At 56.0% G+C, this 15,994-nt stretch carries 13 protein-coding genes and 1 riboswitch; of the genes, 11 read left to right on the top strand and 2 right to left on the bottom strand.

Features of this window, described 5'->3' with window-relative positions:
- Positions 1-90: 90 nt before the first annotated feature.
- Positions 91-777 carry a DNA alkylation repair protein gene (locus Pla52nx_RS08525; RefSeq protein WP_197455160.1) on the bottom strand — a complete coding sequence of 229 codons (687 nt, stop codon included), beginning with the start codon at positions 775-777 and terminating at the stop codon, positions 91-93.
- A gap of 352 nt (positions 778-1,129) precedes the next feature.
- Positions 1,130-1,207, top strand: a riboswitch (cyclic di-GMP riboswitch).
- Positions 1,208-1,284: 77 nt separating this feature from the next.
- On the opposite strand from Pla52nx_RS08525, the gene Pla52nx_RS08530 reads away from it, so the two are divergent.
- The 11 genes from Pla52nx_RS08530 to Pla52nx_RS08580 all read left to right on the top strand — a co-directional run bounded on the left by Pla52nx_RS08530 (position 1,285) and on the right by Pla52nx_RS08580 (position 13,879).
- Entirely contained in the window at positions 1,285-1,755 is a 471-nt protein-coding gene (locus Pla52nx_RS08530) for a response regulator (protein ID WP_146523758.1), read from the top strand.
- 22 nt (positions 1,756-1,777) lie between these two features.
- Positions 1,778-2,089 carry a hypothetical protein gene (locus Pla52nx_RS08535; protein WP_146523757.1) on the top strand — a complete coding sequence of 104 codons (312 nt, stop codon included), beginning with the start codon at positions 1,778-1,780 and terminating at the stop codon, positions 2,087-2,089.
- A 27-nt stretch (positions 2,090-2,116) separates the two neighbouring features.
- Positions 2,117-2,620, top strand: coding sequence for a chemotaxis protein CheW (locus tag Pla52nx_RS08540; RefSeq protein WP_146523756.1), 504 nt, complete (start codon positions 2,117-2,119; stop codon positions 2,618-2,620).
- Positions 2,621-2,660: 40 nt separating this feature from the next.
- Positions 2,661-4,052, top strand: a complete 1,392-nt coding sequence (locus Pla52nx_RS08545; RefSeq protein ID WP_146523755.1) for a methyl-accepting chemotaxis protein — start codon at positions 2,661-2,663, stop codon at positions 4,050-4,052.
- Positions 4,049-6,886: a hybrid sensor histidine kinase/response regulator gene (locus Pla52nx_RS08550; protein WP_146523754.1), complete on the top strand. Its 2,838-nt coding sequence runs from the start codon at positions 4,049-4,051 to the stop codon at positions 6,884-6,886. Before Pla52nx_RS08545 ends, Pla52nx_RS08550 begins: the two co-directional genes overlap by 4 nt.
- 43 nt (positions 6,887-6,929) lie before the next feature.
- Positions 6,930-8,564 carry a response regulator gene (locus Pla52nx_RS08555; protein WP_146523753.1) on the top strand — a complete coding sequence of 545 codons (1,635 nt, stop codon included), beginning with the start codon at positions 6,930-6,932 and terminating at the stop codon, positions 8,562-8,564.
- On the top strand, positions 8,564-10,066 hold the full coding sequence (locus Pla52nx_RS08560) for an FHA domain-containing protein (protein WP_231742865.1): 1,503 nt from the start codon (positions 8,564-8,566) through the stop codon (positions 10,064-10,066). Before Pla52nx_RS08555 ends, Pla52nx_RS08560 begins: the two co-directional genes overlap by 1 nt.
- A gap of 91 nt (positions 10,067-10,157) precedes the next feature.
- The gene (locus Pla52nx_RS08565; protein ID WP_146523751.1) at positions 10,158-11,132 is read left to right on the top strand and encodes a hypothetical protein; all 975 of its coding nucleotides are present in this window, start codon (positions 10,158-10,160) and stop codon (positions 11,130-11,132) included.
- Between the two features lie 18 nt (positions 11,133-11,150).
- Positions 11,151-12,203 (top strand): formylglycine-generating enzyme family protein, encoded by a 1,053-nt coding sequence (locus tag Pla52nx_RS08570; protein WP_146523750.1) that lies wholly within the window; start codon positions 11,151-11,153, stop codon positions 12,201-12,203.
- Positions 12,203-13,111 (top strand): TRAFAC clade GTPase domain-containing protein, encoded by a 909-nt coding sequence (locus Pla52nx_RS08575; protein ID WP_146523749.1) that lies wholly within the window; start codon positions 12,203-12,205, stop codon positions 13,109-13,111. Before Pla52nx_RS08570 ends, Pla52nx_RS08575 begins: the two co-directional genes overlap by 1 nt.
- 18 nt (positions 13,112-13,129) lie before the next feature.
- Positions 13,130-13,879, top strand: a complete 750-nt coding sequence (locus tag Pla52nx_RS08580) for a hypothetical protein (RefSeq protein ID WP_146523748.1) — start codon at positions 13,130-13,132, stop codon at positions 13,877-13,879.
- Positions 13,880-13,883: 4 nt separating this feature from the next.
- Here the strand turns inward: Pla52nx_RS08580 and Pla52nx_RS08585 are convergent, their stop codons facing one another.
- A complete protein-coding gene (locus Pla52nx_RS08585) occupies positions 13,884-15,050 on the bottom strand; it encodes an AGE family epimerase/isomerase (RefSeq protein WP_146523747.1) in 1,167 nt (388 codons plus the stop codon).
- Positions 15,051-15,994: the final 944 nt, after the last annotated feature.

The raw sequence follows: 15,994 nt of genomic DNA on the forward strand, positions 1-15,994 counted from the left end.
TGATCGAGGGGAGGATGTTGGGTAGGAGTGGAAGGCGGGCTGTTCATGGTAGAGCGATTCGGCTTGAAAAGAATCGTTCCCGAATCGGGATCAGCATCGCCCACGCTTGCGATAATGGGCGACCGATTTGGCGATGTATTTTACAGCATCGGGAGTCTTGCAACCGGTCTGTCCATGGTCCACGGTCACCTTTCCTACTTGTTCTGCGACCCGGATCGCGCTGCCTCGATGTCGCTCTGAAAAGACACCGATGGCAATGAGCGCGTTATTCATCGCGTGTCTGGCTCGATTGGGCGAATCATGGATTCCGTCAGCAATTCGCTTGAGCGCCTCCTCGATCACTGTATCGGGCACGTCGTCAGGGGATTGTTTCAGCCAGTGAGCGACCAAGCTGTAGGCGGCTACCAGTGATGATTCGGACTTCGCCCGAGACCACTTGGTCCATTTCGTAATCGCAAAACGCGTCTTGGCCACGACCCCGGCCAGCATTCCGACCAACAAGTCGTAGTCGAGTCCCCGCATCCAGTCATCGATCTCTTTGGATTTCAATTGGTTCGGATCGATCACCATCAGTGCCAGCGTCTGGGCGTCGCTGTTCCCTGTTTTCCAAAGCAATGAGGCAAGTTCGTGATCCACACCGATCCTTTTTTTCAAACCAGCAAGATCGCCAAACTTGACCCCAAACAGTGGTTCAGATGCCCCATGACGTAGATAAATCTGGCGTGTTCCGTCGCTGCCCAGTCGGCGGAGTTCACTCAGGGTGTCTTTAAGGTTCACGATCATTTCTCGCTAGAGGGTTCCGCAGCACTAGGCCCTTAGATTAACCCAATTCCGACCCGGCGGCCTGTTGATTTCGTCGTTGGTCGCTCACTCTCGGCCGACGCTCATCACTCAACTGGGCAAGAGCACCTTTCCTACATCCATCAAATCCCCGTCACGAATGAAATCAACAAGCCCATCAGGAGCCCGGCCAACGCGGATAACCGGCATTTTTGTCGGAATCACTTGACTCTGCTATCCAGTAACCCACCGTTCACGTGGAAGCGTCTGTTGGCGGACACGTGCCAGCAGCATTTCTCGCGTTACTCTCCCCATGAGTGACAAACGCACGATGTGGAACCGACGTCGGTTCCCGAAAAGGCAAACCGGCTGCGAAGCCGAGTGCGCAAAGCCACGGGTCTCCCGATGAGACAGCCGGGTTACCGAAAGAACCAAACAACCGATTGTCCGAAGACGCTTGGTCGGAGTCATCACTCCGTGCCGGCCATTCGGTCGGAGTCATCCATGTCCGCACATACTTCCTGGACGCCTGACGGCATCCAGACCACGAACGATCCGAATACACAGCTCTCTGAAGGGGCCATCCCTCGTCGTCGACGAATTCTGGTCGCGGACGACAGCAAGACAGTTCGCCGGTTGAACGAACGTGTTCTCAAACAGGCCGGCTTTGATGTCCTGCTGGCTGAAGACGGACGTCAGGCAGTCGAGATTGCTCTCGATCAACATCCGGACCTGGTCGTGTTGGATATCAACATGCCCGAATTGGATGGCTACGGCGTCTGCCACGAACTGCTCGCCAGGGAAGATTGGAGCAAAGACACTCCCTTCATTTTCTTGACATGTGCCGAAGCGCCGCATCTCACTGCATTGGGCAATGAACTGGGGGCCTTTCTGCCAAAACCGACTCAAGCCGATGTGTTGCTCGAAACTGTCATCTCGCTGCTGACCGAGTTTCGACGTCACCGACGTCACTGAGACTTCAAACCCTCATTCTCCAGTGTTTTGCACGGCAACGCTGAAAGCACAATCTGCCACGTCAACTCATCGCCAATCCACCGGCGCGGACATGCCACACGAATCCACCCCCAACAAACTCGAACCTGAGCCGATCACCGAATCCAGCGTCGATTTTGAATTGACTACTGAGATGCTCGACGCTTGGGAAGAAGAGCTGGATTGTTTTCACAGTGAAATTCGTCAACGACTCGCAATGCTTTCCAGCGGCTCACTGCAAACGAAGTCGACGACTCATCGCACTTCACAAGACGCATTCAATCTCGCCGACTCCATACGAAACTTACTGAAATAGCGACACACTTTCAGCTCACTCATTTCCATGACCACGCTCACCAACAACACGTCCAGCATCGCTAGCCTCAGCGACAAACACTGCATCTTTCGATGCGGTGACGCTGTGTTCTCGCTGCCGGCGACAACGGTTCGTGAAGTAACCCATGCACCGGACATCGTCCCCGTCCCCGTCAGCCATGACGCATTGGCGGGCATTGGTCATGTGCACAGCGAATTCCTGCCGGTCATCGCATTGGCTCCCATCGTCGGGGAGCACGCGGCGGTCAACGGTACATCGAATCAACTTTTGATCCTGAACAGTCCGCTGGGTGACTGGGGGATCCTGATCGACAAAGTCATGGCGATCCACCCTGTCGAAACCCACGTCGCCGCTCAACACCGAAACGACTCGACCGCGACGGTGTTACTGGGAACCGCATCCTTTGATGGTTCCGTCTTAAGTGTTTTGGATGTCAACAGTCTGCAACGCGTGATACAGCAAACGCTCCACGGCCGATGGACGCAGACACACCCCAGTACATCCCACTAGTCAAGCAACTGCCAACTCTCGATACGATTTAGAAAACATCATGAAAGCTCATCTCCTGTTCGCTTTGAGTCATGGACTGGTCGCCGTCGTCGCTGTGGCCTCTGTACTGGCGAGCGCATCGGTCGTGACTGCCCCCGCGTGGGTCATCGTTGCAATCGCCAGCTTTGCCACATCGATCATCTGCGGGTTCATGGTGTCGACCCGGATTTGCCGCGCTGCCACCACGGTGCAAGACACACTGAATCATCGTGAACCAAAATCAAACCGTACAGGAATCGCTGAGCTAGATCAGGTGTGCGTCGAAGTCCAAGAGCGGGCCAAACACTACGAGAATGTGGAAGCCAATGAGCGTCAGCATTCACGTGAAATCAAATCGGTTTTGTCACGGTTGAGTCGACGCGACGAAGGCGGTCAACCGGACATCACTCTTCTGAAGAACGTCCTCGGCGGCATCGGTCGCTCACTTTCCGGAATGATGAACCAGATCGAGCAAGACGTTCTGCAGATCGGCCGCTGCACTCGCGAAATCTCCTCCGGTTCAACAACGCAGACAGAAATCGCGTCACGGACAGAAGCCTCGATCATGACGCTGTCGCAAAGTATCCAAGAAGCAAGCCGACGAGCTGACTCCATCGCACAACAGATCACTGAAATCACCGATGCGATCGGCGCAGCGATGGACAAAGTCGGCGAACTGTCCGACGGAGTCAACCGAATCCGCTCGTGCAGCGAGACCAGCAAAAAGAAGTTGCGCTCGCTGTGCGATCCGACTCGTCAAATCAGCAACCTGGTTTCCACCATCGGCGACGTCGCTTCCCACACCGAACTACTGGCGCTCAACGCGTCCATCGAATCCATTCGGGCAGGGGAGCACGGTCGCAGCTTTGCCGTCGTCGCAGATGAAATCCGAAAACTCGCCGGCCAAACCGCAGCCGCATCCAATGAAATTGGAATCCTGGTCGAATCGCTCGAAGCTCAAACCAACGACTCCATCGCGATTCTCGACAAAGAGTCGCGAGAGGTCGACAACGAAACCGTGCTGATCGCAGCAATCGCCGAGTCGCTCCATCAGTTGACGCAAATGACACACCAAAGTATCGACAAAGCCCATCGTTTGGCCAGCGAAAACGCTCAACAACAACAGTCCGTGCAAAGCGTTCTCAGTGGAGTGGAATCGCTTTGTGGCGTCGGTCAAACCGATCGCAATCAAGCCGGCAACGCATCTTGGGCCGTCAAATCACTTGCCAAAGCGACCATTGAGCTGGACAGTACCATTCATCGTCTACGCGGCTGCAACGAAGTCAATGCTCCTCCGGAGGCCAGTCGCGATCCACAGCTCATCGCTTTGGCTCAACAAATCAACGACCCGGCGTCTCACGACATCTCGTCGGCCGCAGCAGCTCGCACTGATCGTGAGGCCATTCAGTCATGAGTAACCAAACAACCGGATCGGGCAACGCGTTTAGCGATCATGCCTTCGAACTCTCTGGACGAACAACGCCAAAATCCCTGGCGGTACAGTTTGCTGATTCCATGGAGATGCTCGCTGATCTGCAGCAAGCCGGACTTGAGGATATCAGTGACAATCTGGTGGACTTCGTGACGCTCCTGTCCAGCTTTGCAGGCAACGTCAATGAACTGGTCGCAAACTTTGACGATGACGATGCCTCCGTTCAGGAGCAGATGCGTTTCGTGATCAGTGCATGCGATCAGATTCGCGAGATCGTGGTAGGTGACGACTCAGACGGATTCGACTGGGATCAAATCGATGCCTTGAGAGACGAAATCACGATGCGGATGGAGTCTGAGCATGAAAATGCCGAGGAACGCCATTCCGATTCCGAGATCGCAGCACCCTCAGCGGACGAGATCGCCAAGCTGCTTTCGCAACTCGGTGATGTAACGCCTTTATGTGAACCCGTGCCGAAAACAGAGACGGCACTCCAAACACTTGGGAAACCAGCACAGAGCCAATCAAACAACTCGACCGATTCACACTCATCGACAACCGTTGAGCCACCCGCGCTGGATAACGTGGAACTCGATGAAGAGCTTCGTGAAGCCTTCATGGACGACGCGTCACGCGGATTGGCCGCGATGGAGCAGGCGCTGCTGCAATTGGAATCCGATCCCACCGCCGCTGATCCGATTCGGGTGATCCAACGCGAACTGCATACCATCAAGGGTGCATCGGCGAGTGTCGGCATGGAACACTTGGCACGCTACATCCACGATGTGGAAGAATTCATTCGTGAAAAACAAGACGCCGGAAACCCTGTCGATCAACAAGAGCTGTTTCATCATGTCGACGTGATTCGATGTCGTGTCGAAGGGCAACCGCTGCCGGCAGAAACCACCAGCGTGCCCCAGCAGCCACCTGCTCAATGCACAACCTGGGATACTTCCGCACCACACACGGCTCAATCCTCACCACAACCCCTACCACAACCCACGCCGCAGCCTGTTGCGAAAGCGTCAGCAGCATCTCCTGCGGACGACCACGGCGACGACGAAACAGTTCGCGTCAAGTCGTCCCAGCTTAATCGCCTGATGGACATGTTGTCCGAGCTGGTGATGTTGCGAAATCAACGTGATACGGAACTGCGGGACCTGAAACAGATCCATGGAGAACTGACCTACTGCGTGACTCGCATGCGAATGCTGAGCCATGAAGGTGAGTCTTTGCTTGCGATGGACAAACTCGCCGACGCTGAGCTTGCCGGTGAAGGAATCTCGTTCTCGCGTCTCAATGAAGTCGCAAGCGATGTGATGGAATCGGCACAACGATTGCGTGAGTGCTACCAGCCCGTGGCAGACGGCAACCAAGCCGTATCGGAGTTCATCCGAAACTTTCGCCTGGAGCTGACCCAACTGCGTCGAACGCCGGTGGCAGGTTTGTTTCGTCGATTGCACCGCGCGATCAGCGATGCCGCGCGATCAGAAGGAAAACAGATCCGCGTCGAACTGATCGGCGAAAACACCGGGATCGAGAGATCGCTGCAGGAACGAATCTTTGAGCCACTGCTGCACATTGTTCGCAACTGCGTGGGCCACGGCATTGAAACAAGCGAAAAACGTATTGCGAAGGGCAAATCGCCACACGGGACCGTCACACTGCATGCTCATTCTGGTCCCGACTTGCTGGTGATCGAAGTTCGCGATGACGGTTCCGGGCTGGATTTTGACGCGATTCGCCGACGGGGAATTGAACGCGGGCTAATCGGTGCCGAAAACTCCGCCAGTCGTGCAGAATTGGCACAGCTGATTTTCCACCCTGGATTCTCGACCCGACAAACAGTCGACCAGCTCTCTGGACGCGGCGTCGGAATGGACGTTGTTGCGTCGACGTTGGAACGAATGCGAGGTTGGGTGGAGGTGGACTCGGAGTCCGGCCAAGGCACCACCATTCGACTTTCGCTGCCCCTGCCATCCATGATCCAACACGTGATGGTGTTTCGTGCCGCCGGACAGTTGTTTGCGTTTCCTGTGACCGCCATCGCGCAAGCCGGAAACGCCGACGCCTATGAACGAGCCGTTCCGATCCATGACATCCTGAATCTCACCGCGCCGGCAAGTCCCACGAGCGATCATTCAACCATCGCCAATGACTCAGCCGCTGGTGTGATCGAGTTATTCACCACTTCCGCATCCGGCGACCCAAAAGCTGGCAACCGAATCGCATTGTTGGTCGATCAAGTTCTGGGTCCGGAAGAAATCGTTGTACGCCCGTTGCCCACACTACTGAAACCACATCCGTTCTGCTGCGGTGCAACGCTCTCCGGAATGGGAGAAGTGGTCCTGTTGTTGGATCCACGACGTTTTGCTGTCGCAGCGGGTTCGGCATCAACTGTCCCACGAGTCAAGCGACCGATACAAGAATCCGACCTTCGCAACGAAGTGAAAGTTCTGGTCGTGGACGACTCCAAGAGTGCTCGCCTACGAGTTGTGCAGGCTTTGCAGCGATACGGAGTCATGATCGACCAGTTCGAGGACGGCCAAGCAGCCTGGGAAGCGTTGGTGGACGGTTCCTACGACGCTGTCTTTAGCGACATCGACATGCCGAGGATGACAGGCTTGGAGTTGCTGGAGTCCATCAAGCAACACGAAAGCTTGCAGCAGACACCCGTCTTTATGATCAGCAGCCGCAGCGTTGAGACCGCTGGCAAACACGCGATCCAACTTGGTGCATCCGCATACATTCAAAAACCGCTCTTGGACAACCGCTTGGCTGACGCTGTCGCCAACCTGAGTTGGGCAAAACCATGAGCACGCCGTACACGACCTTTTCTTTCGGAGACAGAGAGTAACGATGACCGATACGAACAAAAAAATCTTGGTGATTGACGACAGCGCGACCATTCGAAAACTGGTCGACTCGCACCTGAGTCCCGCGGGCTACTCCGTGACGCTGGCTCCCACTGCCGAAGAAGGCTTGCAGTTGGCTGATGAGATTCGCCCTGACCTGATTCTGCTGGACCATCAATTGCCCGGGACAACCGGATTCGATGTTTGCACGCAGCTGGCGGAGAACTCCGCGTTGCGGCACATACCCGTGGTCGTCAGCAGCACGTTGCGAAAGAAAGCGTACGTGGAGTATGCCGACCTCGACAATGTGGTCGACATGTTGCCCAAACCGTACACCGAGGACCTGTTGCGGACGACCGTCGCCAACGCGATCGAAACCGCAGCGATGATCGTCGAATCGCAAACCAAGGGATCAGCCGTTCCCGAGATCATCGGTGAACAGAGTGAGCCGGATCTTGCAGGACGCTTCGCCAACTTTGGGCTTCGTGAACTCATCGACTTTCTCAACAACGGACAAAAGAAAGGCGTGCTGGAGGTCGAGGCCGAGCGGATGCGGTTGTGGATCTATCTCGACGGCGGACGTGTCCAAGGGATTACGGGCACGGGTTTATCCACCGTCGAAGTCGATAAAATCGTCTCTCGATTGCCGGAATCCCTTCAAAGCCTATCGCAAGTCCTGCGTCTCACCGTTGCCGGGCGAGGAACATCGGAATTCGAAGGATTCGTTCAGTTGATGGACAAGCGTGTTTTGGATCCACGTTTGACCTGCAAGCTCTTGCGATTCCAAGCCGCAATGCTGCTGGGGCTCGCGTTGTCGCGACCGTTGAAGGGATATCAGTTCCGCTGCAATCAGAAGTTCCCTTCGTTGCATCGCGACCTGCCCCTCGAAGTCAGCGTGCTGGGTCTGTTGGTCGAGCATTCTCTGCATGCCGACGAGCACGATTTGCCTGGCGACGATTCCTCGACACGATACGTCCGTCGCGCGATCCGAGGGCAAAACCTTGATCGAGCAGGCTTGTCCGCTCGTCATATGAAGATCATGAATCTGGTCACCGATCCACGCAGCATTGACGAACTGCAGCAGCGATTGGGATGGCAGCGAGACGAGGTTCGACGTGTGCTGCACGGATTCTGCCAAGCGGAAATCCTGGAAACTCAACGAGACGAGAGTGAGGCGAAGTTCGTAGCGTACGAAACCAATACGGTTGTCGCAGGCCAACTTCGACAATCGTTTGCCAACCAACAAGGACGTTTTGTCGGCAAGGTTGTCCGTGACGTTCTGACCTTGCAGTTGTTGGTCAAGCGTTCACAGCCCGACGTGATCTTCTTTGCCGTTGACACCCCACAAGCTTGCGATGCTGTTCGGGACGCCGTGCTCAACGCATCCGAACCCTTCACCGGTTCCCGCAAGGTCGTCCTGGCACCTGCACAGGTCGCCGACGATCCCAACGTGCCTTGGGGAAAGCTGCTCGGATTCCAGCCCAACGAAGTGCTGCATAGCCCATACACGCACGACGATCTTTTTGCCAGCATGGAACGCGTGCTGCAACAAGACCCCGCCGTTGTCGAATCGGTGATTCCCGTCGCCGCTCCTGTCACTCAGTTTGCCGGTGAAGTCCCCATGATGGAGAATCAATGATGTCGCAATCCAATCAATCAAAGTCGGCTGAGTTCGCGTTGCACGTTCTGCGACCGAGTGCGGCACCGATTGTTCATCCTCTGAAACCCGGACGAAGCGTGTTCATTGGCCGGTCGGAGACATGCGGCATACGTGTCCATGGCAAAGACGTGGCCGATATCCATTGTCTCGTTGATGTTGATAGCAGCGTTGTTTCGATTCAAGACTGGGCATCCGCGACGGGCACGCATGTCAATGGTCGATTGATCGACGACAAAACCGAATTGCGGATCGGCGATCAAATCACGGTCGGTGAAGCCGAACTCACCTTGGTGGGCAATGTCGCCGCTTCTGTGGAAGCGGCAGAACGCAGAACAACCGAAATTGCCGCCGAGACGCCTCACGACATGGCTGATGATTGCCAAGACGAGGAAACCGACTCGTTCAGCGAAGAACGCTGTGAGTCTCCATTGTCCTCCGAGGAGGCTTCGACGAATCCTCACCTCGAAAAGACCAGCTCCCATTCAGCCCACCAGATTCAGCCTCCCTCCATCTGCGCGTCCTCTTGGGGAGACTCCACTGACATGTCGATGGACGACATGGATGTGGATGGTCTCGATGCGATCGCCGCGAACGATTGGGACGATGCGTCCGATGATTGGGGTGACGAAGATGCCTTTGATGCCGACACCGTGGGATTGCTGAAAGCTGAGATCGAAGATCTGAGAATTCAGTTGTCCGCCCGAGATGAACAAATCGCCATGTTGCGTGCCGACTCATTCGGCGAAACGCATGCACCTGATGCGATCGAAGTCGCACAACACAGTGATAGCTTGGTCGGCCGCATGGACGACATGCTCGCTGAAATGGCAGAACACGACGAGCGCGTCCGCATTCTGCAGGAACTGTTGGAAACGGCAGAAATCCAGAACCAAGCCGAAAAGGAAGAACGCAGTTGCCTGGAAAACTGGCTCGGTGAAATCGAGCAACGCGTTTCCGAACGTGAATCGGAATGGACTGCGGAGTCCGACGGTCTACGTGAGCGATTATCGACGGTTGCCGCCGAACGCGATCAGCTTCAGCAACAGATGCAAGATGTCGCGCGACGCTACAACGCTCCTCAGTGCCACGAAGAAAATATCACCAAACTGCAAGAGCAAAACACGGCGTTGTTGGATGAACTGGAAAAGCTGAAACGCGAAAACGCTGCCTTGATGAAGGAAGTCGAGAAGGCCAGCCAAGAGGAGCCCGAATCGCTGCAAGAGGAACGAGCCAAGCTTGCCAGGGAACGGGCCGACGTCTCTCGACTGCGGTTCCAATTGTCCAAGCAACTGTCTGAGTTTGACACGGCGACGCCTGAAGCCAAAGAACAACCGGACCGTGAGTTCGCATTGCGATTACGAACGCTTCGAGAACACTTGCGTGAGATTCACGAAGAAGAAAAGGAGAAGCAACAGCCCAAGAGCGATTCGCTCTTCGGTCGAATCTCCGGACTTTGGAAGCGAGTTGACGACGAGTACTGATTTGGACCCGCTCCCGGCGTCATGTTGAGTTCTGTTCCCCATCCCTGCCTATTTCGTTCGTTTTCCTGTGACAAATCTTCCGCCCCATCGCATGAACCATACGCTGGCTGACCAAGTCGCCAGTGGAGCAATCGAGCCACGCCCGGTTGCTGGTGATGCGCCCATGGGGTGCTATCCACCGGAGATTAATGGGCGAATGGTCGGCAGCATTGATGGCGGATTCGATGGCGACTCCTCGCGAGGCTCGGATTTAGACGATCGACTTCAGGCGATTGAAGGCATCGCAACAGACATCAATGGCTTTTTCCGTGGTTTCCTAGGGCGATTTCGGCAGGTTGTGATTCGTGCATCCCAGCTTGCTGAACAAGAGGAAATGCTGAAGCAGACACTGGCGGCGGTGGACTCGCAACAGGCGGAATGGACGCTCAGAACGGAGGCACGCGAACGAGACGTTCAAGAGCAAGCGAGCCTCCTGGCAGACGCTTGGTTGACCGTGGAATCCGAGCGACGTTCAAAGCTGGCGCACGGCAAAGCGGTTGTTCCGACGAATCCAACGCCCACGCATGCTCAGACGTTTACTCCACCAGGAAATATTTCACTGGCACCTGCTGCCCGCGAACACTGTGCACCATCACCGATTCGTAGCCAGATCAGTTTCGCAGCCAAGGACATCTCCGGTCGCGACGCGTCGAAGACCAGCCCAATCGAGTCAGACATAGCATCCGACGCTACGTCCGAACCGGGTAACACTCCGTCCTGCTCTACTGAGTCAAACGAATTCACCGCCGACGCTGGCCCTACGCATTCTCATTGCTCAGCACCAGACGGCGCTCAAGCACCCATCCGCGATGCGTCGAACCCTGGGCAGATTGTGCCCACGAGTAACCCGGATGTTGATTGTCGCCCTCCGGCGATCAAGCCAGTTGCTGGAACGGTTGTACCTCCGGCGATCAATCCGACCAATCCATGGCAGCAGCAAGCCAGCTCTGCCGAAGCTCAGAGCGACGCGGTCAAGCAGTTTCAACGCTTGCGTCGCGAAATACGCTCGAAACAAAACCACCAGTAGTCGCCAGGAGAATTTGCCTTGTCTCTCACATCCTTTTTTCGATCCCCATTGAGCGTATTCTCACTGGGAACCGCCAAACAGCCGGTGCCCAGCGGCCAAAACGAATTGGATTTTGCCGATGCCGCTCCCGACGTTCGGCGTCTGATTCGCGATCGTCGATACATCAAAATCCTCGCTCCCAGCGATGGTGTCGAGTTCGACGCCGCGTCGATCAATCATGCCTGGAAAGCCGTCGAACAGGACATGGCCTATGTTCCTCCCGGGCACGTCACCTTGGTCAACGAGTACGCGATCTCGCAAGACGGTGCATGCGGATTGTCGCCCGGTGTGGTGGGTGCCTCTGAGGTGGCGGCGTTTTACCTCGACCGCACACCGGTCACCAACGCAGACTATGCAAAGTTCGTGGACGCAGGCGGCTACGACGACTATCAACTCTGGCCCGAGCACATTCTGGAAGCGTTGCTGCAGTTTGTTGACGCAACCGGGCAACCTGGACCTGCGAACTGGGCTCAAGGCAAACCTGCGGTCGAAAAACGAAATCATCCCGTGGTCGGCATCTGTTGGTACGAAGCCAATGCCTATGCCCAATGGTCCGGAAAACGATTGCCAACCTCTGCCGAATGGCAGCGAGCAGGAACTTGGGGAAAGAGTCCCGGAGATAGCACGAGCGAGTCTCAGTATCCCTGGGGCAATTCCTTCGACCCCGCAAAAGCCAACACTTGGGCCGCAGGACGCAACGCTACAGCTCCGGTCACGGAGTTCGCGGCGGGCAGCACGCCCAACGGTGTTCGCCAATTGATCGGTAACGTTTGGGAGTGGATGAACACACAGTACGTGTTGCAAGTGACAGAGGATGTCACGGTCCACTTCGATGAGCCGATGGCTGAAGTCCGCGGCGGTGCCTTTGACAGCTACTTTCACTCCCAAGCCACCTGCAAGACTCGTAGCGGACAACCTTTATCAGCGCGTCGCCACAATATCGGTTTCCGATGTTGTCAATTGGCCGATTCACTCACTCCGCCCTCGAACGAACCACACCCCACCACCCAAGACGCAGAAGGTGTCTCCTGATGAGCACAATCGAATCCTACCGTTCCAAATCGTTGACGGAGCAAGGCCCGGAATGCATCTGCTGTGAGTACCAACTGGATGCCGACGACATCTATTGCCCCGAATGCCAAACGCCAAGTGAAATCACGCGGTCGTTGATCGCGCGTGATTCGCGGCCCCACTTCATTTCGGTCGTGGGTGCCAGCAACGCGGGAAAAACGGTCTACTTGGGATTGCTGCTGGACATGCTCTGTGGCGGTGCCCAAAAGCTCAAGGGAATCCCCAACGGCGCGTTCTCCATTGGGCTGCAAGAACAAGTCGTCACGGCTTTGGAGCAACGTTCATTCCCCGAAAAGACTCCGACGGAAACCGACCTGTGGAAATGGCTTCACTGCGTCGTCACCGATTCATCAACGCGAAAACAAAAACAGATTGACTTTGTCGCACCCGACTTTGCCGGCGAAGCGATCGCGGCAGAAATGGAACAACCAGGCTTGTACCCGGCGGTGCAGCACATCGTTTCTCGCAGCAGTGCCCTCCTGCTGTTGTGTGACTCGCTACAAGTCCGTGACTCGGGATCTCGCGAAGACCTGTTTGCGATGAAACTCGGCTCGTACATCTCACAGGTCCAAGGATTGGCGGACCTGAAAGGAAAGAAGGATCTCAGCCCTGCCGTTGCCGTCGTTTTCACCAAGACCGATGTCTGTCCAGAAGCTGCCGAAGATCCACAGCGATTCATGGCAAACAACATGCCACGATTCTTGGATTACTGTCGACGCAACTTCAAGCGACATGCGATCTTTGCCGCAAGCGTTGTTGGTGCGTCGGCCATGTTGTCTGACGGCGCGGGCAACGCTCAGCGAGTCCCGTTGCATATCGAGCCGCGTGGAGTGATCGAACCGCTGCACTGGGCGATTCAAAACTCCTGATCCAGGCACGTACTGACGATGATTCTAGACCAACTGATCTACGGATCGGCAAACCGCAACCGGATGAAGGGCTACCAATTGCTTGGTCAGTCCGACGGTGTCGACACGAGAACGGCGAAACAGTTTTGCCGCTGGGCGCCATCTCACGGAGCGTTGGGCACCGAGGTGGATTCCTGGGGGCTGAGCTTCTTTCCGTTGGAAAATGATCTTCATTGCATCGCCCGAACGATGCACGGTGCCCCTGAGTACAGCGGACGGGGAGGCATGTCGGTCGTCACGCGAGGATTGGTGATCTCGTCAAGTCAACTTTCCAAGTTTGATAACGATCCGATCGCGTTGGCAAGAACCGCCTTCGCGCTTGGTCACTTGATCTTACCCGCAAACACCAATCAAACTCCCGTCGCAGTTTCATTGCCCACCAAATCGTTTCCGATGGAAATGCCGATCAGCGGGTTTGCCAACGAGAGCGAGCCTTTGTTGCCTGAGCACGCGGTCCGATGGGTGGCGCGCGAGACGGCCAGTTTACTCAAGATCCATGAACGCGTCATGATCTGCGGTGCTTGTGATCCACTGCCCATTCTGTACTTGTTATTCGAACTCTTGGATTCGGACGTGCGGCCATCGATCAGCTTTGCATGCGGCTTGCAGCGTTCTACCCGACGCTTGTTTCGTGTGCAGTTCACCGATGAAAAGCTTGATCATGCCATGCAGAGGCAGCTTGCTCAACAATCAATCGCGACGATCGATCTCTCACGCGTGTTGGTGTAACCGTTCATTGCTCGGCCAGTCGCCAGCACATGAGTTGCATTCTGGGCAAGTGAAACGGGCCTTTCCACAGGTTGCCCTTCACGGGTGAACTCAGTCTGCCGTCGCGATGCAGGTAGCCGTACCACTCGCCGTGCTGACGATCTGGAAAGTGAGAATAAGCCCAGTCGTGGATCAACTGATGCCAGTGGGCGTACTTTGTATCTCCGGTCAAGTGATAGGCCAACAACGTCGCGATGATGGTTTCGTTCTGCGGCCACCAGAATTTCATGTCATGCCAGTATTCTTGAACGGGCAACCCTTTGGCGTCGACAAAATACAACATTCCACCGTATTGCGAATCCCAACCGCGTTGCCAACTCCAGTCCAACATGCGGCACCCCAGTTGAATCAGCTCGGTGTCAGATCGATACTTGCCTTCGTTCATGATGAACCAAGCACCCTCGATCGAGTGCCCTGGATTGATCAGTCGTCCGTCAAAATGGTCGATGAATTGGCCATCCGGCCCAACGTTCTCCAAGACGCATTCCAACTCGGGACGCATGTGGTCACGCCGAATGGTCTCGATGCTGCGGTCGATCCACTCATTGGCATCGCTCATGCCAATCGAGTCGCGTAGCTCTTGTGCGGTGATGATCGTGATCATCGGCACGCCAAGCCCTTTCATGGAGCGGGTGCCCGTGAACTTCAGGTCGGATGCCTTGGGGTGCAAGCTTTGCTTGACGAACCCCTCAAAGGCTCGAACGGCTTTTGTGCGGTAAGAATCGTCGCCGGTCGCCTGAAACAGTTCCCCATAGGCGATCGCAGCGAACGCTTCCGAGAAAGCATACCTTCGTTTGCGAATCGGCTCGCCGTCGCGGGTCACATGAAACCACATCCTGCCGTCTGATGGGTCGAAGCAATGACGGTCGATGAAGTCACAGCCATGTTGGGCCAAGTCAAGCCATTGTTGATTCGGCTGCACATTGTTGTACAGTTCCGCCAACAACCAAGTGAATCGACACTGTTGCCAAACGCCCTTGTCCGTGTCCAACACAGTGCCGTCCCGATCGAGCGACATCATGAATCCGCCGTGCTGTGAATCGACACAGTGTTCTGTCCAGAACGGCAGCGTGTCACCAAGCAGTCCGTCGCGGTAGACACCGCGGAGTTGATCCAGTCGATCGGGTGACATCACAAAAGGTCCAAGCGGAATGAGACGGTAGCTGTCAGTGGTCGAGCCACCGGGGCAGCCTAGTGCTAGGCTGCTCAAAGTTTGGTGTTGACATTGTTTTTTCAGTCCATGTTTTTGTCCCATGCATCGCAATCAGAGTGAGCCTCAGGCGCTAGCCGTGGGCCGGCACCACAATCCGCCTCAGGCCCACGGCTAGCGCCTGAGGCTCACTGGGGACCCCCAGCTGGACTGCTCAAAGCTTGGGGTAGACATTGTTTTTTCAGTCCATGTTTTCGTTCCATGCATCGCAATCAAAGTGAGCCTCAGCCGCTAGCCGTGGGCCGGCACCACAATCCGCCTCAGGCCCACGGCTAGCGCCTGAGGCTCACTGGGGGCCACCAGCTGGACTGCTCAAAGCTTGGGGTAGACATTGTTTCTTCAGTCCATGTTTTTGTCCCATGCATCGCAATCAGAGTGAGCCTCAGGCGCTAGCCGTGCGCCGGCACCACAATCCGCCTCAGGCCCACGGCTAGCGCCTGAGGCTCACTGGGGACCCCCAGCTGGACTGCTCAAAGCTTGGGGTAGACATTGTTTTTTCAGTCCATGTTTTTGTTTCACGCATCGCAATCAAAGTGAGCCTCAGGCGCTAGCCGTGGGCCGGCACCACAATCCGCCTCAGGCGCTAGCCGTGCGCCGGCACCACAATCCGCCTCAGGCCCACGGCTAGCGCCTGAGGCTCACTGGGGGCCACCAGCTGGACTGCTCAAAGCTTGGGGTAGACATTGTTTTTTCAGTCCATGTTTTCGTTTCATGCATCGCAATCAAAGTGAGCCTCAGGCGCTAGCCGTGGGCCGGCACCACAATCCGCCTCAGGCCCACGGCTAGCGCCTGAGGCTCACTGGGGACCCCCAGCTGCGCTGGGAGAGGTGACAGAAACTCGCGGAGCGCCACAGTGCCACAACACC

This window comes from Stieleria varia, from assembly GCF_038443385.1.
GTDB classification, from domain to species: Bacteria; Planctomycetota; Planctomycetia; order Pirellulales; family Pirellulaceae; genus Stieleria; species Stieleria varia.

Coding starts and splice junctions, on each gene's coding strand:
- Pla52nx_RS08575 (WP_146523749.1), top strand. CDS start 12,203: ATGAGCACAATCGAATCCTACCGTTCCAAATCGTTGACGGAGCAAGGC.
- Pla52nx_RS08565 (WP_146523751.1), top strand. CDS start 10,158: ATGAACCATACGCTGGCTGACCAAGTCGCCAGTGGAGCAATCGAGCCA.
- Pla52nx_RS08585 (WP_146523747.1), bottom strand. CDS start 15,050: ATGTCACCCGATCGACTGGATCAACTCCGCGGTGTCTACCGCGACGGA.
- Pla52nx_RS08555 (WP_146523753.1), top strand. CDS start 6,930: ATGACCGATACGAACAAAAAAATCTTGGTGATTGACGACAGCGCGACC.
- Pla52nx_RS08545 (WP_146523755.1), top strand. CDS start 2,661: ATGAAAGCTCATCTCCTGTTCGCTTTGAGTCATGGACTGGTCGCCGTC.
- Pla52nx_RS08560 (WP_231742865.1), top strand. CDS start 8,564: ATGTCGCAATCCAATCAATCAAAGTCGGCTGAGTTCGCGTTGCACGTT.
- Pla52nx_RS08550 (WP_146523754.1), top strand. CDS start 4,049: ATGAGTAACCAAACAACCGGATCGGGCAACGCGTTTAGCGATCATGCC.
- Pla52nx_RS08540 (WP_146523756.1), top strand. CDS start 2,117: ATGACCACGCTCACCAACAACACGTCCAGCATCGCTAGCCTCAGCGAC.
- Pla52nx_RS08530 (WP_146523758.1), top strand. CDS start 1,285: ATGTCCGCACATACTTCCTGGACGCCTGACGGCATCCAGACCACGAAC.
- Pla52nx_RS08580 (WP_146523748.1), top strand. CDS start 13,130: ATGATTCTAGACCAACTGATCTACGGATCGGCAAACCGCAACCGGATG.